The sequence below is a fragment of the Bradyrhizobium sp. 25ACV genome (assembly GCF_054863005.1).
Genome location: NZ_JAVAYO010000014.1, coordinates 205,395 through 230,917, shown reverse-complemented (window position 1 = coordinate 230,917; position 25,523 = coordinate 205,395). Strand labels below are relative to the sequence as shown.

Genomic DNA, 25,523 nt, shown 5'->3' with positions numbered 1-25,523 from the left:
AAATTCTGTAAAGGCGAATATTTCTGTCTGGGCGTATTGCCCCACGGCTAGCGTGTTTTGCGCGTCGGGCAACACAACCGCTTGTAGGTGCGGGAGGTGGATGAGCCAAGTGTCATCCACCCTCTCTGCCGCCACAGAGAAAGGTGGATCACGCCCAGCGCCTGCGCTTGCAGCTTCTGCGCTAAGCTTGCGTCGCGGTCGGCGGCTAGACGTTGCAAGTCGCGCGCAGCATGCTATCGCTCGCGTCATGACGCCGAGAAATTTTGAAGCACGTTGCCTGCGCCTGCCCGCCGTCACCAAGGTGGTGCAGTGGGAGGGCACCTCCGTGTTCAAGGTCGGCGGCAAGATGTTCGCACTCAGTGGCGGCTTTGCCGCAGGCTCCGGCGGTTACATGTTCAAGGTCTCGGACATGGCCTATGCGATGCTGATCGAGCATGCCGCGGCGCGGCCGGCGCCATACCTTGCGCGCGCCAAATGGGTGCAGCTCGTCAGCAACAATTCGCTGCCGGATGCCGCGCTTGCCGGCTATCTCGCCCAGGCTCATGCGCTGATCGTGGCGAAGCTGACGCGGAAGGCCCGCAAGGAACTGGGCCTCGGCTAAGCCAGTCCGATTGACACAGCACGATATCTGACTAAAGTCAGACATCATGCTCGACCCCGTTTCTCGCGTTCGCCGCTTCAACCGTGCCGTCACCTCCGCCGTCGGTGCGCTCGATACCTCTTTTCTTGGGCGCGGCCGCCCGCTCGGCGCGGCGCGTGTGCTCAATGCGATCGGGCACGGGCGTTCGGACGTGGCCGATATCCGCGACTATCTCGGCCTGGATTCCGGTCTGATGAGCCGGCTGCTGCGCAGCCTGGAAGAGGACGGTCTGGTCGAGACCGCCGCGCATGAGGACGATGCCCGCCGCCGGGTCGTGACATTGACGCGTGCGGGCCGGCGCGAGTTCGCGGCCTACGAGGCGCTGTCGAACACACAGGCCGAGGGCTTGCTCGCGCGGCATTCGCAAGCTGACGCCCTGCTGGCGGCGATGGACCTGATCGCGTCCGCATTGACGCGCGAGCGTGTTGCGCTGGAGGAGATGGATCCGCGGAGCGAGCAAGCGCGCTACTGCCTCGGCGAGTATTACGCCGAGCTCGGCCGCCGCTTCAGCCAAGGCTTCGACGTCTCGCTGTCGCGCGACCCTGACGCCAAAGACATGCGCCGCCCGCGCGGCAGCTTCATCGTCGCGATGTCGGACACACTGCCGATCGGCTGCGTGGGCCTGAAGGGAACCGATCACGGTCACGCCGAGATCAAGCGGCTGTGGGTGGCGCCCGCCGCGCGCGGATTGCGGCTCGGCCGGCGCCTGATGGACGCGGCCGAGAGCGCCGCGCGCGAGCTCGGCATCACGCTGCTGCGGCTCGACACCAACAGCGCGCTGCCCGAGGCCGGCCAGCTCTACCGCACCACGGGCTGGCGCGAGATCCCACGCTACAATGACGATCCCTATCCGGACCTGTTCTTCGAAAAGCGCATCTGATGCGGATGGGTATCGTCACCTCGTCCGCGTCGGCCGCACGACGATCTCGTTGACGTCGACGTCATCGGGCTGCTCGATGGCGAAGCGCACCGCGCGGGCGATGGCGTCCGGCTGAAGCGCAATCGCCCGATACGTCTTCATGGCCTCGGCGGCCACGGGATCGGTGATAGTGCCCGCGAGCTCGCTTTCGACCACGCCGGGATGGATGCAGGTGACGCGGATATTATCGTGCTCCTGGCGCAGGCCATCCGAGATCGCCCGCACCGCATATTTCGTGGCGCAGTAGACGGCTGCCGTCGGCGACACGCTCAGCGCACCGATCGAGGCGATGTTGACGATCTGGCCGGAGCCGCGCGCCACCATCTCCGGCAGCACGGCGGCGATGCCGTAGAGCATGCCCTTGATGTTGACGTCGACCATGCGGTCCCACTCCTCGACCTTGAGCGAGGCCATCAGCGACAGGGGCATCACGCCGGCATTGTTGACGATGACGTCGACACGGCCCCAGACCCCGCGCGCTGCGTCCGCAAAGGCGGCAACGCTGGCGCGGTCGGTAACGTCGAGCGGATGCGCGAGCGTCGTTCCGCCCCGCCCGTTCAACTCAGCCGCAAGCGCGTTCAGACGGTCGGTGCGCCGCGCGCCGAGCAGAACCTTCGCGCCGGATGCAGCCAGCTCGCGCGCAATGCCTGCGCCGATACCGCTGGAGGCGCCGGTGATGAGAATGACTTTGTCGATTGGCATGAGGGTTCTTCCCGTTGCTTTCGGAGTGACCGCGGGAAGATGGACCGGCGCCATCGCTGTGATAAGACGACGATACCTAACCACACTGACAAGCTGCGCTAACCGATGGAACCAGATCTCAACGCCCTCGCCGTCTTTGCGCTGGTCGCCGAAGAGCGGAATTTCCGCGCCGCCGCCGACCGTCTCGGCGTAACCCGCTCGGCGGTGAGCCAGACGATCCGGCGGCTGGAGGAAACGCTCGGCATCGCGCTGGTCCAGCGCACCACGCGCAGCGTCAGCCTGACCGAGGCCGGCGAGCGGCTGCATGCGGAGGTCGCGCCTGCGATCGCGGACATGCGCGCCGCGCTCGACGGCACCGAGGCGCTGCGCGGGCGGCCGCGCGGATTGCTACGCCTCGCCGTCTCCTCGATCGCCGAGCATTTTCTCTCGGGGCCCTTTCTTGCGGCCTTCGCCGAGGCGAACCCGGAGGTGCAGCTCGACATCACCGTGACGGATGCGGAATTCGACATCGTCGCCGCCGGCTACGACGCCGGCGTCCGCCTTGGCGAGGTCATCGAGCAGGACATGATTGCGGCGCCGATCGCCGGAGAGGAACGCCAACTCGCCGTCTGCGCGCCGGATTTCCGCGACCGCTTCGGCGTGCCCGCGCATCCGTCCGAGCTTGCGTCCTTTCGCTGTATCGGCTGGCGTCCGGCGCCGAACGTTGTCCCCTATCGCTGGGAGTTTGCCGACGACGGCAAGGAGTTCAGCGTCGCGGTCGCGCCCGAGATTACGACTAACGACATGGCGCTGATGATCAAGCTGGCGGTGGCCGGCGCCGGCATCACCTTCGGCATGGAGGCGAGCTTTCGCCCCGCGATCGCGCGCGGCGAGCTGGTGCCGATCCTGGAGGACTATTGCCCCTGCTTCGCCGGATTCTATCTCTACTACCCGAGCCGCCGCAACGTCGCACCGAAGCTGCGCGCGCTGATCGAGCATCTGCGGCGGCGCGCGTGAACCGGAAGGAGCCCGTATGGAGAAAGAAGAGCTCGCCGGCATCTACCGTGCCTACATCGCCTGCCTGAACCGGCAGGATTGGCCGGCGCTCGGCCAGTTCGTGCATGATGAGGTCGCCCACAATTCGCGGCCGCTCGGGCTCTCCGGCTATCGCGCGATGCTCGAGCGTGATTTTCGGGAGATACCCGACCTGCAATTCCACATCGAGATGCTCGTCATCGATCCACCACGCATCGCGGCACGACTGAAGTTCGGTTGCACGCCGGTCGGGACGTTCCTTGGGCTTGCCGTCAACGGAAGGCGCGTGTCGTTTTGCGAGAACGTGTTCTACGAATTCGGCAACGACAAGATCCGGCAGGTCTGGTCGGTGATCGACAAGACCGCGATCGAGGCGCAGCTCTGACCTTGCGCCTCGATGTCGAACCTACGCCGCTGCCGGCGCCACCTCGCCTTGCGGCTTCGCGAACGGCCTGAAATTCATCGCCATCAGGAAGGCACCCAGGCCCATCGCCCAGGAAGCGATATAGAGCCAGGCGTAGCTGGAGAAGGCGTCGTAGATCAGGCCGCCGGCGAGCGGGCCCGTCGCCATGCCGAGGCTGCCGGCCATCGCGGTGCCGCCGATCACCGTGCCCATCATCCGCAGCGGAAAGTTTTCGCGGATCAGCACGGCGTAGAGCGGCATGGTGCCGGCATAGATGAAGCCGAACACGGCGCCGACGGCGTAGAAGGTCGCGAGCTCATGGGCGAAGACGTAGGCGAGCGCGCCGAACGCCTGGAGCAGCAGCCCCGAGACCAGCACCCGCTTGGCCCCGAAACGGTCGCCCATCAGGCCGAAGGCGATGCGCCCGCCGAGACCGGCAAAACCCTCGATGCTGTAGATCGTCACCGCCGCGACCAGCGGGATACCGCAGCTCACGGCATAGCTGACGGTGTGAATGATCGGACCGGAATGGGTGGCGCAGCAGAAGAAGTTGGTCGCGAGCAGGATGAGGAATTGCGGGGAGCGCAGCGCCTCGCCCATCGACATCTCGCTCTGCGCGGCCCCCTCACCCGTCGGTGCGACCGCCGCATTGGCGAGCGCCGGCGGGCGGCGCACCAGGAACGAGACCGGAATCATGATGGCGCCGACGACGAGCGCGATGATCTGCATCGAGGTGCGCCAGTCGTGGTTCGAGACGAGCCAGGCGGCGAGCGGCGCCATCGTCATCGGCGCCACGCCCATGCCGGCCGACACCAGCGACACGGCAAGGCTGCGATGGGTATCGAACCAGCCGGTCACGGTCGCCATCATCGGCGCGAAGATCGCCGCACAGGAGGCGCCGACCAGAAGGCCGAACACGAACTGGAACACGATCAGGGAGGTCGCATGGCTCGCCGCGAACAGGCTGAGCGCCAGCACCGTCGATCCCGTCAGCACCACCGGCAGCGGCCCGAACCTGTCGGACAGCGTGCCCCAGACCATGCTGGTGCAGGCCATCGCCAAAAAGCCGATCGTCATCGCGCTGGAGATGCCGGTCACCGACCAGCCGGTGTCCTTGGCGATCGGCTGCAGGAACACCGGCAGCGAAAACATGCCGCCGATCGCCACGCAGCCGAGCAGGCCGCCGGCGGCGACGATCACCCAGCGATAGTTGGAAGAAGTCATTTCGGTCTCCCGTCAGGTCTGTCTGGGTGGAAGACGAATGGGAACAGGGCTGGCCGACAATGGAACGTCATTTTTGCCGCACGCTTTTGTGAGCTGCCAGCACAAAATCGAAAAACAACCCCATGCACAGTAGCCGGGCGCTGTCGGATCAATGACTTACGAGGCAGATGATTTGCGGAAAGACGACGCGATTTGACTCGTCGGGCAAAACACCGGCACCATATCGTCATCCCGCTCTTCATCCCTTCTACCCCCGCGATCGTGACGTCGCGATCCAGGACTCGCGAGTACGGCGAGGTCCATGGCCGTATTCGCTCTCCATCGCGGCACGCTCTCCCCAGCCCATATCGCCAACTCCAGGGACGCATCCATGCCAAAGATCGACATCGCTGCCGTGCCAACGCGCAAGGGCTCCGGTTATCCGGCGCCCTTCAATGCGCCTTGCGCTGATCGCATCCGCCAGCGGCTCGGCGATGCCGGGGGCCTGAGGGATTTCGGGATCAACCTGATGCGCCTGCCGCCGGGCAACTGGTCGAGCCAGCGGCACTGGCATTCGCACGAGGACGAGTTCGTCTATGTGCTCGAAGGCGAAGTGACCCTGATCGAGGACGGCGGCGAAACCGTGCTGCGTGCGGGCGACTGCGCCGCCTTCCCCAAGGCTAGCGGCAACGGCCATCACATGGTCAACCGGTCGGATACAACGGCCGTCTATCTCGAAATCGGCTCGCGCTCACCCGACGACCTCATCACCTGCTCCGACATCGACATGATGAGCCCGGCGTCCGACGGCCGCTTCCTGCACAAGGACGGCACGCCCTATCCGGCGTGACGTCTCACAGCGGCACGCCACGGCGCCACGTGCTGACGGTGAGCCAGACCGCCGAGACAAGGAAGTACAGTGCGCCGACCGCAGCGTAGCCCGCGACGTTCGCGATCGACGGGATTGCGGGCATCGTAGCCTGAAAGATGAAGAAGCCGCCCGCCAGCGCCGACTGGCCTCCGCTGAGCACCATGGCCCATTGCGCGCCGTAGCTCCTCCAGCGCCGGACCGCCGTGCCGAGCTGAAGCAATCCGGCAAGGACCGCCCACGCACCGAAGATCCCGAGCACCCAATTCATGCTCACACGCAAGGCGAGGATGACCGCGATGGCGGTCGCCAGGCTGACCAATACGTTCAGGGACTGGGTGCGGTTTTGGTTCAATCCGCCGCTGCAGAACGCGTCGAGATAATTGGCCGCGGCGTCCCATGCTGGATAGGCGACGAGCAACGTTCCCGCGATTGCCGCAGACGACGGCGCGACGGCAAAGGCGGCAATGACCCAGGCAACGGAAAACGCGGCGCGAAGGAAATAGTATTGCTTCAGCCATTGCGCACGCTCGGACGTATCCGAAGCCATCTCAAGATCTCTCATTTTCTCTTCCTTACCTACTAGTTGGTAGTTTTCTTGCGAAACGAAATCGCCCCGCCGTTCAGGTCGATTGCAGCGTGCCGGTTGCGTCAGTGCCTGGGGGAAAGCCGATCCAGCAACGGCCGGGCGATGATCCCGAACATCTTTGGATCGCCATAGGCCCGCGCCGACAGCATCGCGCCGTGAACGGTGGCCATGAATCCTTCAGCCTCGACCCGAGCCGTGCCGGAGAGCTGGAGCCGCCCCTGCCGCTTGCCGCGCTCCATCACCGATGTCAGCCACGACGCCAGGGAGCGGAAGTGAGCCCGGACCTCGAGCGCGACTTCCTCAGGCAGGATCGGAAGCTCGCTGGCGAGCAGCGCGCAAACACAGAACGGAGCCGTCGCGTCCTTGATGCACGCTTCCCAATACGCGAGATAGCTCTTGAGCTGCTCGCCGGGGTCGGGGACGTTTCGCTCCATGGCCGCCAGCCCCGCCTGGGCTTCCTCGCGATATCGCGACACGAGGGTGCGGACCAGATCGACCTTGCTGGCGAAATGGTGATGGATGCTCGGTTTGCGGATGCCGACGATCTCGGCCACATCGGCGTAACTGAAGCCGTTGTAGCCGCCTGCAATGATCAGCGTGCGAGCGCAGGCCAGAATGTCGTCGGCGGTCGAGGAAATCTTGGTCATGGCAGGTTAGCTACCTTCCAGTTGGTAGGTCGTCAAGAACGGCGTGCTTCAACCCTCCGTGAGTGGTAGGAGCCCTGCATGACCATCCGCCCCATCGTCCGTTACCCCGATCGCCGGCTCACAATGCCGGCACGTCCGGTCACCACATTCGACGACGGCTTGCGCGAGCTTGCAGCAGACCTGCTTGACACCATGCGCGCCGCCCCCGGCATCGGCATCACCGCGCCGCATATCGGCGTGCCGCTGCGGCTCGTCGTGCTCGAGCTCGACGCCAAGGGTGGCCCCCTCACCTACGTCAATCCGGTCATTGAATGGACGTCACCCGAGATGATCCTGCACCGCGAAGGCAGCGTCTCGATGCCGGGCGTCAATGACGAGGTGCAGCGCCACGCCCGGGTGCGGATCAGCTACCACGATCTCGACGGCGAATTGCAGAGCGAGGAGTCGGAAGCCTTGCGCGCCGTCTGCCACCAGCACGAGATCGACCAGCTCGACGGCTTGTTCTGGATCCAGCGGCTGTCGCGGCTGAAGCGCGAGCGGCTGGTGAAGAAGTTCGAGAAGATGTCGCGGGACTCGTAGGGGACTAGCGGACGCGCAATCCACCGCCCCACCGCGCTCCCCAGCGCGACGGGCATGAGTTGCTGGATGACGCCAGCGGCCTTTGCTTTCGCGCAGCCGCTGGCGAGACCTTCGCACCCTCGCTCAGATCATCCTGCGTTGCCGGGAACAGGCGTGTTGAGCAACTGCTGCTCCCACAGATACGCGATGCCGCTACCGCCGGCATGCTGCGTGATCACCTCTGTCAGCGCCACAGCTTGATCGGTCCGAGCCCAGTCGCGCTGCCATTCGGCCGCCAGCGCCAGCCAGGTCATCATATTCGCCCCGGCCGCAATCATCCGCTGGATTGCGACCTCGTGGGCCTCCACTGACACGGCGCCAGAGGCATCGGTGATCACCGTTACATCCCAGCCTTCGCCGAGGGCCTGAATCGCCGGCATCGCAACGCAAATTTCGGTCCACAGGCCGGCGATAATGAGCTGCTTGCGGCCCGTGGCCTTGACTGCGTCCACCACCTTTCGGTCCTGCCAGGTGTTGATGAACGTCCGGTCGATCACGTCCTGGCCAGGAAAGACATCCGTGATCTGAGGGAACAGGAGACCACCCCGCTCAGCGATCACCGTGGTCAGGATCGTGGGGACACCGAAGGTCTTCGCGGCTTTGGCCAGACCTGTCGTATTGTTGATCACCATCTGCGGTTCGTGGCTGTTCACGTTCGCGAGCTGATAAGGCTGGTGGTCGATCAGAACGAGCACCGAGTCTTCGGGACGAAGAAGCGAAGCAAGGCCGTTACGAAAGTTCATCGTTGCATCCTCTATTGCCGTTGTGAGCGGCACTGGTTTTTTTAAAGACGTACGCCAGCAGCGACGTAGCCAACGCCGAGATTGGTGTTCCCGAGTGCGATGCGGTAGTGTCGCATTGCGGCACGCTGTGTCGCGGAATGAGGAACGCTGAATTGGATATCGAAGAGATACAGACGTTCGTCGAAGTCGCTGATACCGGGGGAATTTCATCCGCCGCGCTTCGGCTGGGCGTCGCCAAATCGATCGTCAGTCGTCGGCTCCTCCGGCTTGAAGAGGAACTTGGCGTCCAACTCCTTGCACGAACGACCCGCGGGGCTGCGCTCACGGAAGCCGGCGTTACCTTCCGCGATTATGCAGCCAGAGTCAGCGCCGAGATCGATGCAGCGAGGGAGGCGATCCTACCCGCTGGAGAGCTGCGCGGCCGCTTGCGGGTTGCAGTGCCGTTTTCCTTCGGCCCGACTCACTTCGCTCCCATCCTGTCGGAAATGGCCCGACGTCATCCCCAGCTCCAGATCCACACCTGCTACAGTGATCGCTTCGTCGATCTCGTCACGGAGGGTTACGATTGTGCGATACGGGTTGGTTATCTTCAGGACTCCAATTTGATCGCAAGACGCGTCGGCGCCGTCTATGGAAAGCTTGTCGCGAGCCCGGACTACATCAACGCCCATGGGTCGCCCGAGTCGCCGGAAGAACTCGGCGCCCATGAGGCCCTCATGCAAGGCACCGAAGCGTGGCAGCTCATGGATGGCGACAAGATCGTCACGGTTCGTCCGCAGGGACGCTTCAAGGCCGACAACGGCACAGCTCTGGTCTTGGCCGCAACGGCAGGACTCGGAATCGCCTATCTTCCCGACAGTCTCACTCGCGAATATGTAGCCTCCGGAGCGCTTGTGCCGGTCATGACACGATATCCCCCGCCTCCGGCGGGTGCATATGTGATCCGCCCACCGGGTCAGCATCCCGCGCGGAAGATACGGGTCCTCACGGAATTGCTGATCGAGTATTGTGAGCCCGCTCCGCATCCTGCGTGAACTCCCCCGCCGGCGTGGTCTCCAGATCTGGATCACGAAGGCGACGACTGACGGTGGTTGCCGGATCCAGCGGCTGTCGCGGCACGATAGGGTCCTAGCAGCGCTATTTCAGCGGCAAGAACAAATCCGCGACCGTTTCATGTTCGGGCACTTCCGGGAAGAAGCTCAGCCGCTGGCAATAGATCGGGAAGTCGCGGGCTTCCTCGCCGCTGGCCGGAAGCCAGTCGCGATAGAGGTAGAGCGCGGCGGGCTCCAGATTGTCGGTGTAGCCGACGATTCGCAGCACGGCACAGCGTCCGCCAGGGATCTCGCCGGCCTTGATCTCTTCGCCATTCGCCTCGATCGGCTGGTCGGTGCCAACACAGAGGTCCGTGCTATAGTCAGCCGACGACGCAGGACGCCGCTCGGATCGCCAGACGTTGAAGGTCGGGCTTGTCCTGGGGTGCAGGCCGGCGGCTCTGCGCCAAGCGATGAACCGCTGGATGGTGGCGCCGAGCGTCGCCGGGTCGCCCCGATGCTCCATGATCGCCACCCGCGTGGTGGGCACCTCGCGGATCGTCACATCGTCACTGCTAAAGGTCTTCATGAGCTTGTTCCTCGCATTGTCTAGAGGCCCGAAGGCCGCAAGCCACGGCTCCCAGTCGGGAGACTTCCGGAACGACGACGGCGATTGCCCGAACCGTTGCCGAAAGGCGCGGGCGAAGGCGTCCGGCGTATCGTAACCGGCATCCATCGCAATATCGGTGACGCTTTGGGCTTTACCGTAAGCCAGCTGATGCGAAGCGCGCTTCATACGGGCCAACTGGACATAGCGATGCACTGACAACCCGAAGGTCGCGGTGAATTGCCGGTGGAAATGAAACTTCGAGAACGCGGCAACAGCGCTTAAGCCGTCCAGGTCCAGATCATCGTCGAGATGCCGGTCGATATGATCCAGCACCCGTCGCATCCGGTCCTGATAGTTTTGCAGCGCCGCCTTCATCTTCGCTCCTTCCGTGGCGGCTCGATCTAGTCGCAGATGGCGATAACGCGCTCGACCGATCTTGCGGTTTGAAAGGATATCGGGGCGTTCGCCGGCCCGTAGGGCGGATTAGCGAAGCGTAATCCGCCATCTCGAGCGAGCAGCGGCGGATTACGCCTTGCGGCTAATCCGCCCTACGCACTTATCCCGCCATCAGCGCCTTCGCCAACGCCATATAAGCCGGCAGCGTCACGGGATCGTTGGCGGCGTTGCCCGCGACGGGGTGCGATGCGTAGCGCGCGATCACCATCTCGGCCTTGGGATCGACATAGATGCCCTGGCCGTAAACGCCGCGCGCCATGTAGGCACCGTGGGCGTTGTGGCTGACCCACCATTGGTTGCGATAGGAGGCGCCGGGCAAGGTGGTGTAGCCGGCGGCCTTGAACTTTTCGGGGTCGCCGCCGCGCGCGATGTCCTCGACCACGGATGAAGGCACGATCTGGCGACCGTTGAAGCAGCCCTGGTTGCGCATGGTCTCGCCGAAGCGGGCGAGGTCGCGCAAGCTGGTGGAGAGGCCGCCGCCGCCACTTTCGGTGCCGATGCGGTCGACGTGATAATATGCATCCTCCTCCGCACCCATGGGGATCCAGATGCGCTCGGACAGAAAATCGGACAGCGTCATGCCGCTGGCGCGCCTGATGATCCAGGCCAGCACGTCGGTGTTGACGGTCTTGTACGCAAAGACCTTGCCGTGCTCGCCCTGCTTCTTCTGCGCCACGAGGAAATCGAAAATGGTGGTCGGGCCGTCATAATCAGGCTCGATCGGCGCCATGCCGTTGGCGCGCCGCAAGCCCCATACGGCGGAATTCTTGTCGGTGTAGACCTCGGTGTATGCAAGCCCCGTGGTCATATCCATGACCTCGTGCACGCGCGCATCTCCGAACGCGCTGACCTTCAGCTTCGGCACATAGTCGGTGACAGGCGCCTGCGGATCGATCCTGCCATCGGCCACCAGAATGCCGGCAAGCACGCCGGTGAACGACTTCGTCACCGACATTCCGATATGCGGCTTGTGCGGTTTCAACGCGCCAAAATAGCGCTCATAGATCAGCTTGCCCCTATGCAGCACGGCGATGCCGTCCGCGTAAGTCTCCTCCAACATTTTTGCGAAGGTCATGGGCCGGCCGTCCATCGTGGTCGATGCGACCGCGCCGATGTCGTGGTCCTCGCGCGGAAGTGGCGAGGCCGGCCCTGCCCCGCGCCAGACGTTTACCGTCGGCACCAGCTGCCGGACATTGCTCCAGGCCCAGCGCAGCTCGGGAAAGCTGCGGAACGAGCCGTTCTGGAAGGTGATGGTGCGATCCGGCGCCGGCGGAAAGCCCTTCATCCAGCCGACGGTCTCGGGGTCGGTCTCGGCGGCGGTTGCGGGCTGTTGGCTGGGGGCGATCGCGGTGGACATGCAGGCTGGCTCCGGAGAGGACGATGCGGATGTCGTATCACGGCCGAACGTGGCGGAGATCCGACGTTTGCGCCGGGTCCCTGCGCGCCGATCAGGCAATCGTTCATCGCCAGAGGTGCGGCCGAGACCTCCTGATGGATGGCGCTGCGTCAAACCGTCCCGCGGCGACCTTGAACAAACACCGGCCTCGGGCGTCTACCGTTCCATCCTGTCAACTCAGGCGCAGAACGGAAGGATCCCATGAAGGTTCGCAAGTTTGCCGTGGCGGATGCGTCGTTCGAACGCTCGCCCGGGCAGGACGGAGACATTTTCGCAGGCAACGTGATCGACCAGCGCCACGGCGGCCCGATCACCATCGGATTCGGCCGCTATGCGCCGAACCAGAGCCTCGATGAAAAGCTCGTCGTGGACGATGTCATGCTCGTGCTGGAGGGCAAGCTGTCGGTGTCGAGTGCAGCCGGCACCGTCACCGCCGGCCCCGGCGAGATCGTCTACATGCCCAAGGGCGAGAAGGTCACCATCCGCTCGCACGAGCAAGGCGCCGTCACGGCCTACGTCACCTATCCACATTGGCAGGAGGCGCGCGAGTGAGGCGCTTCGGGTTCGGCACAGCTCTCAGGCCCTCTTGCCGCTCCGCTTGGTCAGCGGTGCATTGCGCCGCTCCCGCTTGCCGCGCGCGATCTCGGTCGCCAGCGCGTCCAGCTTCGGCTCCCAGAAAGTCCTGAACCGACCGACCCACGCATCCACTGCCTGAAGTCCAGCCGCGTCGACCGAGTAGAGGCGTCTTTGCGCTTCGGCCCGAACGGTCGCAAAGCCGCTCTCGCGCAGCACCTTCAGGTGCTGCGACACGGCGGCTTGCGTGATGCCGAATTCGGCGCCGATCGCCTCCACGATTTCCCCAGAGGCCATCTCTCCCGGGGCGAGCAGTTCGAGGATACGTCGGCGCACGGGATCGGCGAGGACTTCGAAGACGTGCATCAGCTTCCTGTGCCGGGGTGCGCGATGTCAGGCGGCATCTCGCCGCGATAGAAGGCAATGGTACGGTCCGAGCGCTGCTTCGCCGTGGCCGCATCGACCCCGCTCGCGACATGCGCTGCGCGCCACAACTCACCGCTCCCGGTCATGAATTCCTTGCCCTCGGGCGAGCCCATCCACGCCTCGGCCGTCTCGTGGTCGACCGATGCCCCTGTCGCAACGTATCGCTCGAGCCCGGCAATGGCGAGGTCCCAACCGATGCCGACCGCACCCGGACCGAACTGATTCCAATGATCCTCGATGATCGCGCTGTGCTCAAGCGTCAAGCGCGCCTGGCTCCGTTCTGCCGCCAGCGTGACGTCGATCCAGCTCACCGCGCCTGCAAATTCCCACGTCGCCGCGAAATGAGTTGGCGGCGCGCAGGCCGTGATGGCGCCGCCCGCGTTGCCCTTGAGCTGATACCTTCCGCCGAGCTGGAGATCTCCCTCGACCGGCAGAAACCAGCGCGGGATGCGTTCCCTGCTCGTCACCGCATCCCAGAGATCGTCGACGCAGGTGTCGTAGAGCCGCGTCAAGGTGACCGCGCTTGCCGCCTTCCCGTCCTTCTCGAAATTGCGCACCGAACGCGTGACAAGTCCCAACACCCTGGCAACGTCGATCTCCATCCCGGTCCTCCCTTTTGGCTTTGGAAGGAATATCGGCACATGCTTATATAAGTCAATACTTATATTATAGCTTGACCCTCACCTCGCCGTTAGGCGCGGTGGGTTCCGCTGCACACCTTGAGCGCGCGCCTGACGTCGCGCGCTTCATCCTCGGCCTGGAGGACTTCAACCGGCGCTGACGCGGCCAGGGGCGCGCTTGCGCTGGCGTTACCTCAGTACCGATGCTACGAGGCTGCACGCACAGGATGAATCACGGACGCCCCTCAAGAACGTCCCATTCTCAAACGGAATCCAGGAATGAATGTAACTGTCTCGATCGTCGTCGTGGCTGCCGAGCTTCTCGTCAGCGCGCTGAGTGCCTTCATCTCGATTGCCGCGCTCGGCTTTGCAGGAGAGGCCACCCGATCCAAGGACCTGACGGCCTTCGGCTGGTTCCTCGGGGCTCTCTACATCATCGTCGCCCTCACCCCCCTCGTCGCAACCGCATGGGTGGCTTACAGGCGGTTTGTGTCAGACAAGACATTTCCCGCGCTCGAAGTCATCTCGTCGCCGTATCTGGTCCCGGTGGTGCTGGTGGTCGGCGCAGCGATCTTCTGCGTCGGGCTGCTGGCGTTCCAGAACGGCGCGGGGTTGGCGCCGCGATAATTTCGCGAGCGCGATGGGTTTCGCTGCGCTCTGCCCATCCTACGGGCTCCGCATCATACCAATTCTCGGCAATGTTCTCATTGCTTGAAACAATGCTCGCGGTGCCACTTTAGAAAATGCGGATGAGGCCGATCCGACGGCCTTCTTGGCTCAAGTGCACGACCGAACTTGTTGATGATCGATCGGACTCCTTCCATGTCGTTTGTCTGGCGCGAGATCAGTATCTCCAGATCGTCGGCCAAGCTGATCAAACCACGGTCGAACATCCAATGTGCGGTACCGGACAGAGCGATCCCATTGCTCACGATGTCGGGCCCATGTGCCTCGACTGGCCGTATGTGAGCAGCCGCGACTTCCGCACGCCCCATTCCGTTAATGAGCTTTAGCCCCGTAATGGCGCAACGCTCATCATAGGCGCGGAGGACGATGCGGCGAAAAACGCGATCGCGCAAAATTCTCGACACTGTCAGGCTAACACGGTCGCGCTGCTGCACGAAGTGGAACGGTACCTGCTCCTCGTTAAGATCGAGTGGTCGAACGTCATCATCGCGCCGCGGCAGCAGCGGCGCATTCTCGGCCAAACCAAGTTCGCATATTCTGTTGAAATCGTCGGGAGCGATCGGCCGGACTGCCGACTGGGCACGCCCTGAAACTCGTCCCTGCTCATTCAGGACGCCGCGCTCCACGGGACCAGACGGTCCGTTGAAGGGCACCGGATTGGCAAAATCGAGATAACTTCCGGGCTCAATCAGAGCGAGATACATCCCTGAAGCACCGGAGTCGGGAATGACCTGTTGAACCCGAGCGATTGCAAAATAGCCGCGTGTCTCGGCGACTTTGCTCGGCTCGTAGTAGATTATCCAATCACCGACGCAGGCTTCAACGCGGCGAAGATACTGACTGGGAAATTGATATTGTTCAGCGGGGCTGTCATCGTAGATCGAGTCCGATCGGTGGATGAATATCCCAAATCCCATGATTTAATCGGTGCCGCCACTCCGAAACATTGGAGATTGAATGGGCACCCCTACTCCCATTCAATCGTCCCAGGCGGCTTGCTCGTCACGTCGTACACCACCCGGTTCACGCCCTTCACCTCGTTGATGATGCGCGTGGCGGTCTCGCCCAGGAATTTCATGTCGAACTGATAGAAGTCCGCGGTCATGCCGTCGGTTGAGGTGACGGCGCGCAGGCCCACGACGTAGTCGTAGGTGCGGCCGTCGCCCATGACGCCCACCGTCTTCACCGGGAGCAGCACGGCAAAGGCCTGCCAGATCTCGTCGTAGAGGCCGTGCTTGCGGATCTGGTCGATGTAGACGGCATCGGCCTTGCGCAGGATGTCGAGCTTGTCGCGGGTGATGTCGCCGGGGCAGCGGATGGCGAGGCCCGGCCCCGGGAACGGATGGCGGCCGACGAAGATCTCGGGAAGGCCGAGCTCGCGGCCGAGCTTGCGCACCTCGTCCTTGAACAGCTCGCGCAAGGGCTCGACGAGCTTCATGTTCATGCGCTCGGGCAGACCGCCGACATTGTGGTGCGACTTGATGGTGACTGAAGGTCCGCCGGTGAAGGAGACGCTTTCGATCACGTCAGGATAGAGCGTGCCCTGCGCGAGGAAGTCGGCGCCGCCGATCTTCTTGGCTTCCTGCTCGAACACCTCGATGAAGAGGCGGCCGATGGTCTTGCGCTTGGTTTCGGGATCGGTGACGCCTTCGAGCTCGCCGAGGAATTGCTTCGAGGCATCCACGTGCACGAGCGGGATGTTGTAGTGGTGGCGGAACAGGTCGACCACGGTCTTGGCTTCGTCGAGGCGGAGCAGGCCGTGATCGACGAACACGCAGGTGAGCTGCTCGCCGATGGCTTCGTGGATCAGCACGGCCGCGACTGCGGAATCGACGCCGCCCGAGAGGCCGCAGATCACCTTGCCCTTGCCGACCTGCTGACGGATCTTCGCGATCTCCTCCTCGCGGAAGGCGCGCATGGTCCAGTCGCCGGTGAGCCCTGCGATCTTGCGCACGAAGTTGCGGATGAGTTTCGCGCCGTCGGGCGTGTGCACCACTTCGGGGTGGAACATCAGGCCGTAATATTTGCGCTTCTCGTCCTGGATGATTGCGAACGGCGCGTTCGGCGAGGTGCCGGCAACCGAGAAGCCCGGCGGCATCTTGGTGATGCGGTCGCCATGGCTCATCCAGACCTGGTTCTTGCCGCCTGACGACCAGACGTCCTCGAACAGCTTGCTCGGCGCCTTCACCTCGACGTCGGCGCGGCCGAATTCGCGGTGATGGCCGCCCTCGACCTCGCCCCCGAGCTGAGCCGCCATGGTCATCTGGCCGTAGCAGATGCCCATCACGGGCACGCCGGAATCGAATATCGCTTGCGGGGCGCGAGGCGAGCCGGCCTCGTGGACCGACTCGGGGCCGCCGGAGAGGATCACCGCCTTCGGCTTCATCTCGTTGAAGGCGGCTTCGGCCTTGTTGAACGGGACGATCTCGCAATAGACGCCGTCCTCGCGCACGCGACGCGCGATCAGCTGCGTCACCTGGCTGCCGAAGTCGACGATGAGAATCTTGTCGTGCGCCGAGGCCACCGAGGGCGTCGACGCGGAGCGGTCGTTCTGTGCTGCTGTCATGGCCAGCAGATACGCGACGGGGGCTTTTCCCGCAACCGCGCGGGCCGCGCGCCCACATTCTTCTTTGGGCATGGACAAAGCAGATATAGGTAAGTATCATTGACCTAATTTCCCCTCTTCAAACGGGGGCCGATCAGGGAGAACGCCATGTCACAGCACCACCCGCCATCGTCGCTTGCCGCGCTCGGCCGGACCTGGGTCGAGGCCTGGAACGCGCGCGATCTCGAACGCGTGCTCGCGCTCTATGACGAGGCCGCATTGATGACCTCGGACCGCATTCCTTTGCTGGGGTTCGATGCCAGCGGCACCGTCCGCGGCAAGGACGCTTTGCGGGCGTATTGGGGCAAGGCGCTTGGGCTGCTGCCGGAGCTGCATTTTTCGCTGATCGATCTGTTCGTCAGCCCGGATAGCGTCGTGGTGTTCTACGCGAACGAGCGCGGGAAGAAGATCTGCGAATATCTGCGGGTGAATGATGCGGGCCAGATCGTGCAGGGCTCGGCAAACCATTTGGTGGCCTAGTCGCGGCCTGTTTTGGCGCTGCGGCGTCGCTCTCGTCGCAAGTGCTCCTCGCAATGACGGAGACTGCGGCACGCCCTTGCGCTAACAACAAAACCGCCGGCACCGAGACAGGACCTCCCTCATGAAACTCCCCGCCTCCCCCTTCACCGTCACCGACTGGAGCAAGGTCGAGGCCACCACGCATCCCGGTGAGACCGGCCAGGCCAGGTGGCGCATGCTCAACATCGGCGATCTCCGGGTGCGGATGGTCGAGTATTCGCCGGGCTATTTGGCCGACCATTGGTGCGATCGCGGCCACGTGCTTTACGTGCTCAATGGCGAGCTCGACAGCGAGCTGCGCGACGGGCGCAAATTCAAGCTCACGGCAGGGATGAGCTACCAGGTCTCGGACTACGGCGACGCCGCGCACCGGTCCTCGACCGCGACCGGAGCGACCCTTTTCATCGTGGACTGAGATCCGCCGGGCGGTTTAATTTGCACCGCAAAATAGCAAAGTCGTGCGACGTGCCGAGCCACGGGTGGTGCCTTGAACTGGCCCCAAATTCTCGCTATATTGTGATCATCGATACTTGGCCGAACGACTGGGCCGCTTCGCTTCGTTGCTGACGGGCGCGCACGCTTCAGATGAATTCTCCAAACATCGACTCATCAGGGACTATGGGCGCAATGCTGCGTACCGGTCCGCGTGCGTACTCAATCTAACTAACTAAAGGAAATTCCCATGGCTATGGGCACCGTGAAGTGGTTCAACACCCAAAAGGGTTATGGTTTCATCCAGCCGGATGACGGCCAGAAGGACGTGTTCGTGCACATCAGCGCCGTCGAGCGCGCCGGCCTCTCCTCCCTCAACGAGGGTCAGAAGGTCTCGTTCGACATCGTCGCCGATCGTCGCAGCGGCAAGTCCTCGGCTGACAATCTCCGCGTCGGCTAACGCCCGCGCACCGTTCTGACCACGGACGTACCGGCAGAACGTCAAGTTAGAAAACCCCGCGACCGGGATCCCGGTCTGCGGGGTTTTTGTTTTGGGGGAACTGTGGCGCGGCAGCTGCGGTGCCGTAGGGCGGATTAGCCCCGCGGATTGCGCAAAGCGCAACCCGCGAGGCGTAATCCGCCAACGCCTACGTCCCCGGGTACGGAAGTGGTGGATTACGCCGCCGGCCTGCGCTGCGCGCAAGCCGCCGGCTAATCCACCCTACGAGACCTTTTTCAGGATCGAGACGAAGAACCCGTCCGTCCCAGTCCGCCGCGGCGTCATCAGCCAGCCCTCGGGCGATTGCAGCGCGGCCTCGCCAAACGCCTCCGCCTTGTCCCACAGCACGCTCGCGGTCTGCTCGGGCGGCACGGCCGCGAACTCACCATGGCGCGCGACGAACGCCCTCACCTGTTCGCCGTTCTCTTCCGACAGCACCGAGCAGGTGATGTAGGCGATGCGGCCGCCCGGCTTCACGAGCGGCACCGCGCGCTCCAGCACCTCGGCCTGGTCACGCAGGCGAATCTCCAGCGCGCCCGGCCGCATCCGCCATTTGGCGTCGGGGTTGCGGCGCCAGGTTCCGGTTCCCGTGCAGGGCGCATCGATCACGACGAGGTCGGCAGAGGCGCGGATGTCGGCCAACGGATCGGCCTCGCCCTTGGGCGTGCGGACATCGGCATTGTGGACGCCGGCGCGCGAGAGCCGTTCGTGGATCGGCGCGAGCTGGCGCTTGTCGCTGTCGGTCGCGATCAACCGGCCCTTGCCCTGCATCAGGGCGGCGAGCGCCAGCGTCTTGCCGCCGGCGCCGGCGCAGAGGTCGATCACCTGCTCGCCGGGCTTTGCCGCGGTGAACTGGGCCGCAAGCTGCGATCCCTCATCCTGCACTTCAATTCCGCCCTTGATGAAATCCTCTTCGGCCTGGATCCCGGGGTTGCGCGCATCGGCCGAAAGCGCGATGCGCAGGCCCGTTGCCGACCAAGGCGTCGGTTTCGCATGAAGATGAGCAAGCGACTGCAGCGCCTTGTCGCGATTGGATTTAAGCGTGTTGACCCGCAGGTCGAGCGGCGCCCGGCTCGCCATCGCGGCGGCCTCCGCGGCGCGATCCTCGCCGAACACTTTTGCCAGGTGCGGATCCAGCCATTCGGGATAGTCGCCGGCGATCGCGGCCGGCGCGTCCTTGAGAGAACGCCGGCTGAGTGCCGCCTGCTCAGCCTCGGTCAGCGGCGCCGGCGCAAAGCGGCTGCCGTCGAACAACGCGCCCATGGTGGCCGTGTCCATGTCGCGCTCGAGCCGGAGCATGCCGATCAACCTGGCCCGCGCGGTGTCGGACTCCATCAGGAACGCGCTCGAGGCGTAGCGGCGCAGCACGTCCCAGACCAGGCCGGCGATGGCGGCGCGGTCGCCCGAGCCGGCAAAGCGGTGCGCAGTGCCCCACTCCTTCAGCGCCTTGGCCGCGGGCACGCGGTCTTTCTCGATGGTGTCGATCAGTTCGATGGCTGCGGACAGCCGGGCAGCGGGGGTCATTTGAATTGAATCTTTCAGATCAGATCCGACGGCTAACCGTCAGATCAACAACAGCATCTTCAGCGCGAAGTAGATCCACATCGCCAGCAGCACGAGGCCGCCGGCGAGCCAGACCGTGGAGCGGCGGCCGAGATCGTTCGAGGAGATGAACACGCCGGCATGGGCGAACCGCGTCACCACGAACACCCAGGACATCAGCACGATGAAGAGATCGGCATGGCGGAGCGGGAGCGCCAGCGCGATCAGGACGTAGAACAGCACCGGCAGTTCGAACTGGTTGCGGTAGCAATTGCCGATTTGCGTGGTGCCCTTCGGCCAGTTCGGCTCACCCAGCGCGATGTCGCGGATTTTGGTCTCGCCCGCAACCAGGGCGCGGCGGCGCGCCAGCACCATACCGATCAGAAGCGCGAAGGTGAGCCCCACCTGTACGAAGACAGGCAGCAGAACCATCTGGATAGACATCGGAACTTTCCCGTAAGGCGGCACGCCGCAGACCGTCATTAGCCGCGTCTGCTGGTCCTGACAATCAACCAGTTGAACCGGCGTTCCCGGTCTTGCGACCAACTGCCGATAGTTAAAGCGATTTGCCCCTGGGCCGCACGGCGAGCCAGCCATGAACACCCTGTCCAGCCTTTTGACCGATTCCGCTGACGGCGGGCTCGGTATCCTGATGTCGGCGCTGTCGGGCGTCGCGGCGGCCCTCGCGGTCGCGCTGGCAATGACTGTGTACTTCCGCCTGTCCTACCGGACCTGGCACGACGTCATCAGGCACGGCCTCGCCACCCTCGCCGCGACTGCCCTGTTCGCCTTTGCCGCCTACGACATGCGCCACGCCGCGCTCGCCTATCTCGGCCTCAATCCGTCCAAGCCCGCCGTGGAGTTCGAGATCCGCATGCCCCGGGCGATGCTGACGGCGGTGACCGACAGCCAGATCGAGCTGCATACCGACCGCAACCAGACGCTGGCGCTGGTCGACGGCGTACGCGACCTCTCGGACGGCCGCGCGTTGCTGCGCGGCGCGGTCGCGCTCAACCATCGGACCGCGGACCGCGTGCTGGTCGTGAACCTGCCCGGCAAGGGCACTTTCGAGTTCCGCCTCCGTCTGCCCGCCGAGCCGCATCGCTCCCAAGAGTTCGGCCCCTGGCACCTCGCCGACCGCATCGCCTCGCCGCCCGCCGACACCGTCGCGCCGCAGGACGCCTACACGATCCGGTACCGCGTGCTTTAAACTTTGTTCGTTGCGATCCATGCCCGCGCCGTCATCGTTCCGACGCGCGAGCACGGGTACGATGATCGCATGTCCGAATTTCGCCTGACGCAGATTTCCGACACCCATCTCGGCCGGCGCTTCCCCGGCCTGATCGCCAACTTCCAGGCGATCAGCGAGCATATCGACGGCAACCGGCCCGATCTCGTGATCAACACCGGCGATGTCGCCTTCGACGGGCCGACCGGCCGCGACGATGTCGTCTTCGCAAAAGACCTGCACGACGCCCTGCCCGTCGCCTGCCGCTACCTCCCCGGCAATCACGACATCGGCGATAATCCGACCGCGGTCGGCCCGGCGCCGAAGCCGCCGGTCACGGAAGCGCATCGCCGACAGTTCTGCGACCTCATCGGCGAAGACCATTGGTCGTTCGGGGCCGCCGGCTGGCGCTTCATTGGCCTCAACTCGCTGGTGATGAACTCGGGGCTCGCCTTCGAGGCCGAGCAGTTTGACTGGCTGTCGCAGGAGATCGCGCGCACGAATGGCCGGCCGGTCGCGCTGTTCCTGCACAAGCCGGTGTTTCTCAATCTGCCCGACGATCCCGAGACACCAGAAACCGCGATCCGCTACGTGCCGCAGCCGGCGCGGGCACGGCTGATCGAGATGTTGGGGACGATCGACCTGCGCCTCATCGCCAGCGGCCACGTGCACCAGCGGCGCGACTTCACCTGGCGCCACACCCGCCATGTCTGGGCGTCGTCGGCCGGCTTCGTCATCAACGATCAGCGCCAGGACCGGATCGCGATCAAGGAAGTCGGGCTGGTCGAATACCGCTTCCGACCCGACAGTTTTGAAGTCCGCCACGTCAGGGCCGCGGGCCAGGTCGATGTCGACATCGAGGAGCTGCTCGTCCAGATGGGCGGCGAGCATTAGGGCGCGCCGATCGGCTCAAGCGACGCTCTTGAGGTCCTGCTGGATCGCGGCGAGCAAGGATTGCAGCGCCTCGCTGTCCACCCGCTTGGCCGCGAGATCATTGGCAGGCGGCTGCCTGGCAGGCTGCGCGGCCTTGACCGGGCGCTTCGGGAATGGCGGGGGCGGTGCCGGCATCGAGGGGCGAGTAAAGTCGCTCTCCTCGTCGACACGGACGAACTTGCCATGGATGACGTCGTCGTGGCGGCCCATGACGAACATGGCCAGCCAATAGCCGGCGGCAAGCAGGATAACGCTGAAAACACTGATCTCTAACATCGCAGCACCTAAAATATGCCCGATGATTCAATGCCTTCGCGATCCCGTCAATGAACAGCCGGTCACACCTGCGGCTTTTGCGGGCAGGTGTGACCATTTGGTGACTCTTTCTTAACTATCCCCAGGAGGGCTGTGGCTCTGTAGCCACGTGAGTCCCAGTCCCTGTCGCCTAAAGCGCGATGAATGAGATCGTCATCGCGCTTTAGGTTGTTGTTTCGGCATGATCTTTCCGGAAAACCGCTTCGCACTTTTCCGGATCATGCCTAGGCCTTGTCCGGCCCGACCCGGACCAGCTGCTTGCCGAAATTGGCGCCCTTCAGGAGGCCCATGAAGGCGCCGGGCGCGCTGTCCAGGCCCTCGGTGACGAACTCCTTGTATTTGACCTTGCCGTCGCGGACCCATCCCGACATGTCGCGCAGGAAGTCGCCGTGGCGGGAGGCGAAGTCGGAGACGATGAAGCCGCGGAAGGTCAGCCGCTTGGTCAGCGTCGCGCGCATCATCGATGCGGCCCATTTCGGCGGCTTGGCCTCGGTGTCGTTGTAGTGCGCGATCAGGCCGCAGACCGGGACGCGCGCGAACGGATTGAGCAGCGGGAACACCGCCTCGAACACGGCGCCGCCGACATTCTCGAAATAGACGTCGATGCCTTTCGGGCAAGCGTCCTTCAGTTTCGCGCCGAGATCGGGATCGCGGTGATCGATGCAGGCATCGAAGCCGAGCTCCTTCACCACGTAGTCGCACTTGTCCTTGCCACCGGCGATGCCGACCGCGCGTGCGCCCTTGATCTTCGCGATCTGACCGACGGCCGAACCGACCGCGCCGGAGGCCCCCGCGACCACGACGGTCTCGCCTGCTTGCGGCTTGCCGATGTCGAGCAGGCCCGTGTAGGCGGTCATGCCGGGCATGCCGAGCACGCCGATCGAGGTCGAGATCGGACCGAGCTTGGGATCGACCTTGATCAGGCCCTTGCCGTTCGAGGTCGCGTGAGACTGCCAACCGGTTCGTGCACGGACGATGTCGCCCTTGGCGAAATCAGGATTGTTGGAGGCCGCAACCTCGCTCACCGCCTCGCCTTCCATCACGCCGCCGACCGGCACCGGCGCAGCATAGGACGGACCATCGCTCATGCGCCCGCGCATATAGGGATCGAGCGACAGCCAGATCGTGCGCAGCAGGACTTCACCCGCCGCGGGCGTCGGGACGGCGAATTCCTCGATACGGAAATCAGACGGCTTGGGCTCGCCGACGGGACGCGCGGCGAGAACGATGCGCTTGGCTTGGGACATGATGGCTTCCTCCGATTATCTTTCGACGTGAACGGAAGCGGAGGGAGCTAGCTGCGTCAATACAAAAGCGGCGGAGCGGTCAGGTGCAGAGGCGCGCACGGCTCTCGTGTCCCGGACGCGCTGCAGCGCGCAGCGTTGCTGCGCAGAGCCGGGACCCAGAAAGCAACACGGCAAAACGCGGAGACATGGGCCCCGGCTCTGCAGCGCATCACCGAAGAAGTGCTGCGCTGCGTCCGGGGCACGAGAGCGGAGTTGAAGGCGAGACCGGAGACTAACCCCCGCCCGGATAGTTCGGGCTCTCGCGCGTGATGGTGACGTCGTGGACGTGGCTTTCGCGCAGGCCGGCGCCGGTGATGCGGACGAACTGGGCTTTATCGTGCAGGTCCTTCATGTCGCGTGCGCCGACATAGCCCATCGCGGCGCGCAGGCCGCCGGCGAGCTGGTGCATGACGTTGCCGACCGGGCCCTTGTAGGGCACCTGGCCCTCGATGCCTTCAGGCACGAGCTTGAGCGTGTCCTTGATGTCCTGCTGGAAGTAGCGGTCGGCCGAGCCGCGCGCCATTGCACCGACCGAGCCCATGCCGCGATAGGCCTTGTAGGACCGGCCCTGCCACAAAAACACTTCGCCCGGCGTCTCGTCGGTACCGGCCAGTAGCGAGCCGACCATCGCGATGTCGGCGCCGGCGGCGAGCGCCTTGGCGAGGTCGCCGGAGAACTTGATGCCGCCGTCGGCGATGACGGGGATGTCGGCCTTCTTCGCCGCTTCCACCGCATCCATGATTGCGGTGAGCTGGGGAACGCCGACACCGGCGACGATGCGCGTGGTGCAGATCGAGCCCGGACCGATGCCGACCTTGATGCAGTCGGCGCCCGCGTCGATCAACGCCTGCGTGCCCTCGGTGGTGGCGACGTTGCCGGCGACGACCTGCACCGAGTTGGAGAGACGCTTGATGCGGTTCACGGCGTGCAGCACGTGGCGGGAATGGCCGTGCGCGGTGTCGACGACGACGAGGTCGACGCCGGCATCGATCAGCCGCTCGGTGCGCTCGAAGCCGGTGTCGCCGACGGTGGTGGCGGCGGCAACGCGCAGGCGGCCCTGCGCATCCTTGCAGGCGAGCGGATGGGCAACCGCCTTCTCCATGTCCTTGACGGTGATGAGGCCGACGCAACGATACTGCTCGTCGACCACGAGCAGCTTCTCGATGCGATGCTGGTGCAGCATCCGCCTCGCCTCGTCCTGGCTGACATTCTCGCGCACCGTGACGAGGCCTTCATGCGTCATCAGCTCGGAGACTTTTTGCCGGCGGTCGGTGGCAAAGCGCACGTCGCGGTTGGTGAGGATGCCGACCAGCTTGCCCGGCGTATTCTTGCCGGCGCCGGTGACGACGGGAATGCCGGAGATGCCGTGATCGCTCATCAGCTTGAGCGCGTCCTCGAGCGAGGCCTCGGGGCTGATGGTGAGCGGGTTCACCACCATGCCGGACTCGTAGCGCTTGACCTGGCGCACCTGGGCGGCCTGCCCTTCGGGATCGAAATTGCGGTGGATGACGCCGAGGCCGCCGGCCTGCGCCATGGCGATCGCCATGCGGGCCTCGGTGACGGTGTCCATGGCCGAGGCCATGATCGGGATGTTGAGCGGAATGGCGCGGGTGACGCGCGAGCGGATGTCGACCTCGCCCGGCATGACGTCCGACAGGCCCGGCTTCAGCAGCACGTCGTCGAACGTAAAGGCTTCGCGGATGCCCTGAAGTTGCACCGTGGCCATTTGCCAACTCCTTCCTGCGGCCTTGCCGCAAATGCTAATGGATGAGCGCCGCCCTCGGCGTACCTTGCGGCATCGCCTTGAGAATCGGAGCCCATCGGTGGGGTTGACGCGGGTCGATAGCACGGCCGCGTGACGAATCAAAGCAATTCGGACGGCTGGCCAGCCATGCACAGGCTTTTTTGGCGGATTCGGCCGAGAGTCAGCCCCACCCACCCACTGTCATTCCGGGGCGCGACGAAGTCGCGAACCCGGAATCCATCGCGCAGCAGGCCCTCCGGCCCAATGGGTTCGCG

General features: G+C 64.4%; 30 protein-coding genes. 14 read left to right on the top strand and 16 right to left on the bottom strand.

Features of this window, described 5'->3' with window-relative positions:
* The first annotated feature begins 247 nt into the window (after positions 1-247).
* Together RAD04_RS28850 and RAD04_RS28845 are read left to right on the top strand one after the other, a co-directional pair.
* Positions 248-601, top strand: coding sequence for an MmcQ/YjbR family DNA-binding protein (locus tag RAD04_RS28850; protein WP_461626501.1), 354 nt, complete (start codon positions 248-250; stop codon positions 599-601).
* 46 nt (positions 602-647) lie between these two features.
* Entirely contained in the window at positions 648-1,520 is an 873-nt protein-coding gene (locus tag RAD04_RS28845) for a GNAT family N-acetyltransferase (RefSeq protein WP_461626500.1), read from the top strand.
* Positions 1,521-1,535: 15 nt separating this feature from the next.
* Here the strand turns inward: RAD04_RS28845 and RAD04_RS28840 are convergent, their stop codons facing one another.
* Positions 1,536-2,261 (bottom strand): SDR family oxidoreductase, encoded by a 726-nt coding sequence (locus RAD04_RS28840; protein WP_461626499.1) that lies wholly within the window; start codon positions 2,259-2,261, stop codon positions 1,536-1,538.
* Between the two features lie 105 nt (positions 2,262-2,366).
* Between RAD04_RS28840 and RAD04_RS28835 the strand changes: the two genes are divergently transcribed.
* Complete coding sequence (locus RAD04_RS28835; RefSeq protein ID WP_461626498.1) at positions 2,367-3,257, top strand: LysR family transcriptional regulator; 891 nt, start codon at positions 2,367-2,369, stop codon at positions 3,255-3,257.
* Positions 3,258-3,273: 16 nt separating this feature from the next.
* Positions 3,274-3,660 (top strand): ester cyclase, encoded by a 387-nt coding sequence (locus tag RAD04_RS28830; protein ID WP_461626497.1) that lies wholly within the window; start codon positions 3,274-3,276, stop codon positions 3,658-3,660.
* 21 nt (positions 3,661-3,681) lie between these two features.
* Here RAD04_RS28830 and RAD04_RS28825 read toward each other — a convergent pair whose 3' ends face one another.
* Positions 3,682-4,902, bottom strand: a complete 1,221-nt coding sequence (locus RAD04_RS28825; protein WP_461626496.1) for an MFS transporter — start codon at positions 4,900-4,902, stop codon at positions 3,682-3,684.
* Between the two features lie 370 nt (positions 4,903-5,272).
* Between RAD04_RS28825 and RAD04_RS28820 the strand changes: the two genes are divergently transcribed.
* Positions 5,273-5,731, top strand: coding sequence for a cupin domain-containing protein (locus tag RAD04_RS28820; RefSeq protein ID WP_461626495.1), 459 nt, complete (start codon positions 5,273-5,275; stop codon positions 5,729-5,731).
* Between the two features lie 4 nt (positions 5,732-5,735).
* Here the strand turns inward: RAD04_RS28820 and RAD04_RS28815 are convergent, their stop codons facing one another.
* Together RAD04_RS28815 and RAD04_RS28810 are read right to left on the bottom strand one after the other, a co-directional pair.
* Positions 5,736-6,314 (bottom strand): DUF308 domain-containing protein, encoded by a 579-nt coding sequence (locus RAD04_RS28815; protein WP_461626494.1) that lies wholly within the window; start codon positions 6,312-6,314, stop codon positions 5,736-5,738.
* Between the two features lie 86 nt (positions 6,315-6,400).
* Positions 6,401-6,985 carry a TetR/AcrR family transcriptional regulator gene (locus RAD04_RS28810; RefSeq protein ID WP_461626493.1) on the bottom strand — a complete coding sequence of 195 codons (585 nt, stop codon included), beginning with the start codon at positions 6,983-6,985 and terminating at the stop codon, positions 6,401-6,403.
* A 78-nt stretch (positions 6,986-7,063) separates the two neighbouring features.
* Here RAD04_RS28810 and RAD04_RS28805 point away from each other — a divergent pair, with 78 nt between their 5' ends.
* Entirely contained in the window at positions 7,064-7,564 is a 501-nt protein-coding gene (locus RAD04_RS28805) for a peptide deformylase (protein ID WP_461626492.1), read from the top strand.
* Positions 7,565-7,692: 128 nt separating this feature from the next.
* Here the strand turns inward: RAD04_RS28805 and RAD04_RS28800 are convergent, their stop codons facing one another.
* On the bottom strand, positions 7,693-8,346 hold the full coding sequence (locus RAD04_RS28800; protein ID WP_461626491.1) for a hydrolase: 654 nt from the start codon (positions 8,344-8,346) through the stop codon (positions 7,693-7,695).
* A 152-nt stretch (positions 8,347-8,498) separates the two neighbouring features.
* Here RAD04_RS28800 and RAD04_RS28795 point away from each other — a divergent pair, with 152 nt between their 5' ends.
* A complete protein-coding gene (locus tag RAD04_RS28795; RefSeq protein WP_461626490.1) occupies positions 8,499-9,380 on the top strand; it encodes a LysR family transcriptional regulator in 882 nt (293 codons plus the stop codon).
* Between the two features lie 103 nt (positions 9,381-9,483).
* On the opposite strand, the gene RAD04_RS28790 is transcribed toward RAD04_RS28795, so the two are convergent.
* Positions 9,484-10,362: an AraC family transcriptional regulator gene (locus RAD04_RS28790; protein ID WP_461626489.1), complete on the bottom strand. Its 879-nt coding sequence runs from the start codon at positions 10,360-10,362 to the stop codon at positions 9,484-9,486.
* 181 nt (positions 10,363-10,543) lie between these two features.
* Entirely contained in the window at positions 10,544-11,800 is a 1,257-nt protein-coding gene (locus RAD04_RS28785) for a serine hydrolase domain-containing protein (protein WP_461626488.1), read from the bottom strand.
* Between the two features lie 240 nt (positions 11,801-12,040).
* Between RAD04_RS28785 and RAD04_RS28780 the strand changes: the two genes are divergently transcribed.
* Complete coding sequence (locus RAD04_RS28780) at positions 12,041-12,391, top strand: AraC family ligand binding domain-containing protein (RefSeq protein WP_461626487.1); 351 nt, start codon at positions 12,041-12,043, stop codon at positions 12,389-12,391.
* A 24-nt stretch (positions 12,392-12,415) separates the two neighbouring features.
* On the opposite strand, the gene RAD04_RS28775 is transcribed toward RAD04_RS28780, so the two are convergent.
* Both RAD04_RS28775 and RAD04_RS28770 read right to left on the bottom strand, forming a co-directional pair.
* Complete coding sequence (locus tag RAD04_RS28775; protein WP_461626486.1) at positions 12,416-12,778, bottom strand: ArsR/SmtB family transcription factor; 363 nt, start codon at positions 12,776-12,778, stop codon at positions 12,416-12,418.
* Entirely contained in the window at positions 12,778-13,440 is a 663-nt protein-coding gene (locus tag RAD04_RS28770) for an SRPBCC family protein (protein WP_461626485.1), read from the bottom strand. The genes RAD04_RS28775 and RAD04_RS28770 overlap by 1 nt, the downstream gene beginning before the upstream one ends.
* A gap of 297 nt (positions 13,441-13,737) precedes the next feature.
* Between RAD04_RS28770 and RAD04_RS28765 the strand changes: the two genes are divergently transcribed.
* Positions 13,738-14,085: a hypothetical protein gene (locus RAD04_RS28765; protein WP_461626484.1), complete on the top strand. Its 348-nt coding sequence runs from the start codon at positions 13,738-13,740 to the stop codon at positions 14,083-14,085.
* 77 nt (positions 14,086-14,162) lie between these two features.
* Here RAD04_RS28765 and RAD04_RS28760 read toward each other — a convergent pair whose 3' ends face one another.
* A complete protein-coding gene (locus tag RAD04_RS28760) occupies positions 14,163-15,062 on the bottom strand; it encodes an HNH endonuclease (protein ID WP_461626483.1) in 900 nt (299 codons plus the stop codon).
* Between the two features lie 50 nt (positions 15,063-15,112).
* Positions 15,113-16,711, bottom strand: coding sequence for a glutamine-hydrolyzing GMP synthase (gene guaA / locus RAD04_RS28755; RefSeq protein ID WP_461626482.1), 1,599 nt, complete (start codon positions 16,709-16,711; stop codon positions 15,113-15,115).
* A 147-nt stretch (positions 16,712-16,858) separates the two neighbouring features.
* On the opposite strand from guaA, the gene RAD04_RS28750 reads away from it, so the two are divergent.
* The 3 genes from RAD04_RS28750 to RAD04_RS28740 all read left to right on the top strand — a co-directional run bounded on the left by RAD04_RS28750 (position 16,859) and on the right by RAD04_RS28740 (position 18,161).
* Positions 16,859-17,230 carry a nuclear transport factor 2 family protein gene (locus RAD04_RS28750; protein ID WP_461626481.1) on the top strand — a complete coding sequence of 124 codons (372 nt, stop codon included), beginning with the start codon at positions 16,859-16,861 and terminating at the stop codon, positions 17,228-17,230.
* Between the two features lie 121 nt (positions 17,231-17,351).
* Positions 17,352-17,684 carry a DHCW motif cupin fold protein gene (locus RAD04_RS28745; RefSeq protein WP_461626480.1) on the top strand — a complete coding sequence of 111 codons (333 nt, stop codon included), beginning with the start codon at positions 17,352-17,354 and terminating at the stop codon, positions 17,682-17,684.
* A 267-nt stretch (positions 17,685-17,951) separates the two neighbouring features.
* Positions 17,952-18,161, top strand: a complete 210-nt coding sequence (locus RAD04_RS28740; protein WP_008141931.1) for a cold-shock protein — start codon at positions 17,952-17,954, stop codon at positions 18,159-18,161.
* A 261-nt stretch (positions 18,162-18,422) separates the two neighbouring features.
* On the opposite strand, the gene RAD04_RS28735 is transcribed toward RAD04_RS28740, so the two are convergent.
* Together RAD04_RS28735 and RAD04_RS28730 are read right to left on the bottom strand one after the other, a co-directional pair.
* Positions 18,423-19,724 carry an RsmB/NOP family class I SAM-dependent RNA methyltransferase gene (locus tag RAD04_RS28735; protein ID WP_461626479.1) on the bottom strand — a complete coding sequence of 434 codons (1,302 nt, stop codon included), beginning with the start codon at positions 19,722-19,724 and terminating at the stop codon, positions 18,423-18,425.
* Between the two features lie 39 nt (positions 19,725-19,763).
* Positions 19,764-20,186 carry an MAPEG family protein gene (locus tag RAD04_RS28730; RefSeq protein ID WP_461626478.1) on the bottom strand — a complete coding sequence of 141 codons (423 nt, stop codon included), beginning with the start codon at positions 20,184-20,186 and terminating at the stop codon, positions 19,764-19,766.
* Between the two features lie 151 nt (positions 20,187-20,337).
* Between RAD04_RS28730 and RAD04_RS28725 the strand changes: the two genes are divergently transcribed.
* The gene (locus RAD04_RS28725; protein WP_461626477.1) at positions 20,338-20,952 is read left to right on the top strand and encodes an acriflavin resistance protein; all 615 of its coding nucleotides are present in this window, start codon (positions 20,338-20,340) and stop codon (positions 20,950-20,952) included.
* 69 nt (positions 20,953-21,021) lie between these two features.
* The gene (locus RAD04_RS28720) at positions 21,022-21,864 is read left to right on the top strand and encodes a metallophosphoesterase family protein (protein WP_461626476.1); all 843 of its coding nucleotides are present in this window, start codon (positions 21,022-21,024) and stop codon (positions 21,862-21,864) included.
* Positions 21,865-21,879: 15 nt separating this feature from the next.
* On the opposite strand, the gene RAD04_RS28715 is transcribed toward RAD04_RS28720, so the two are convergent.
* From RAD04_RS28715 to guaB, 3 genes are all read right to left on the bottom strand, one after another.
* Positions 21,880-22,179: a hypothetical protein gene (locus tag RAD04_RS28715; RefSeq protein ID WP_461626475.1), complete on the bottom strand. Its 300-nt coding sequence runs from the start codon at positions 22,177-22,179 to the stop codon at positions 21,880-21,882.
* Positions 22,180-22,442: 263 nt separating this feature from the next.
* The gene (locus RAD04_RS28710) at positions 22,443-23,465 is read right to left on the bottom strand and encodes an NADP-dependent oxidoreductase (RefSeq protein WP_461626474.1); all 1,023 of its coding nucleotides are present in this window, start codon (positions 23,463-23,465) and stop codon (positions 22,443-22,445) included.
* Between the two features lie 271 nt (positions 23,466-23,736).
* A complete protein-coding gene (gene guaB, locus RAD04_RS28705) occupies positions 23,737-25,230 on the bottom strand; it encodes an IMP dehydrogenase (RefSeq protein WP_461626473.1) in 1,494 nt (497 codons plus the stop codon).
* Positions 25,231-25,523 lie beyond the last annotated feature (293 nt).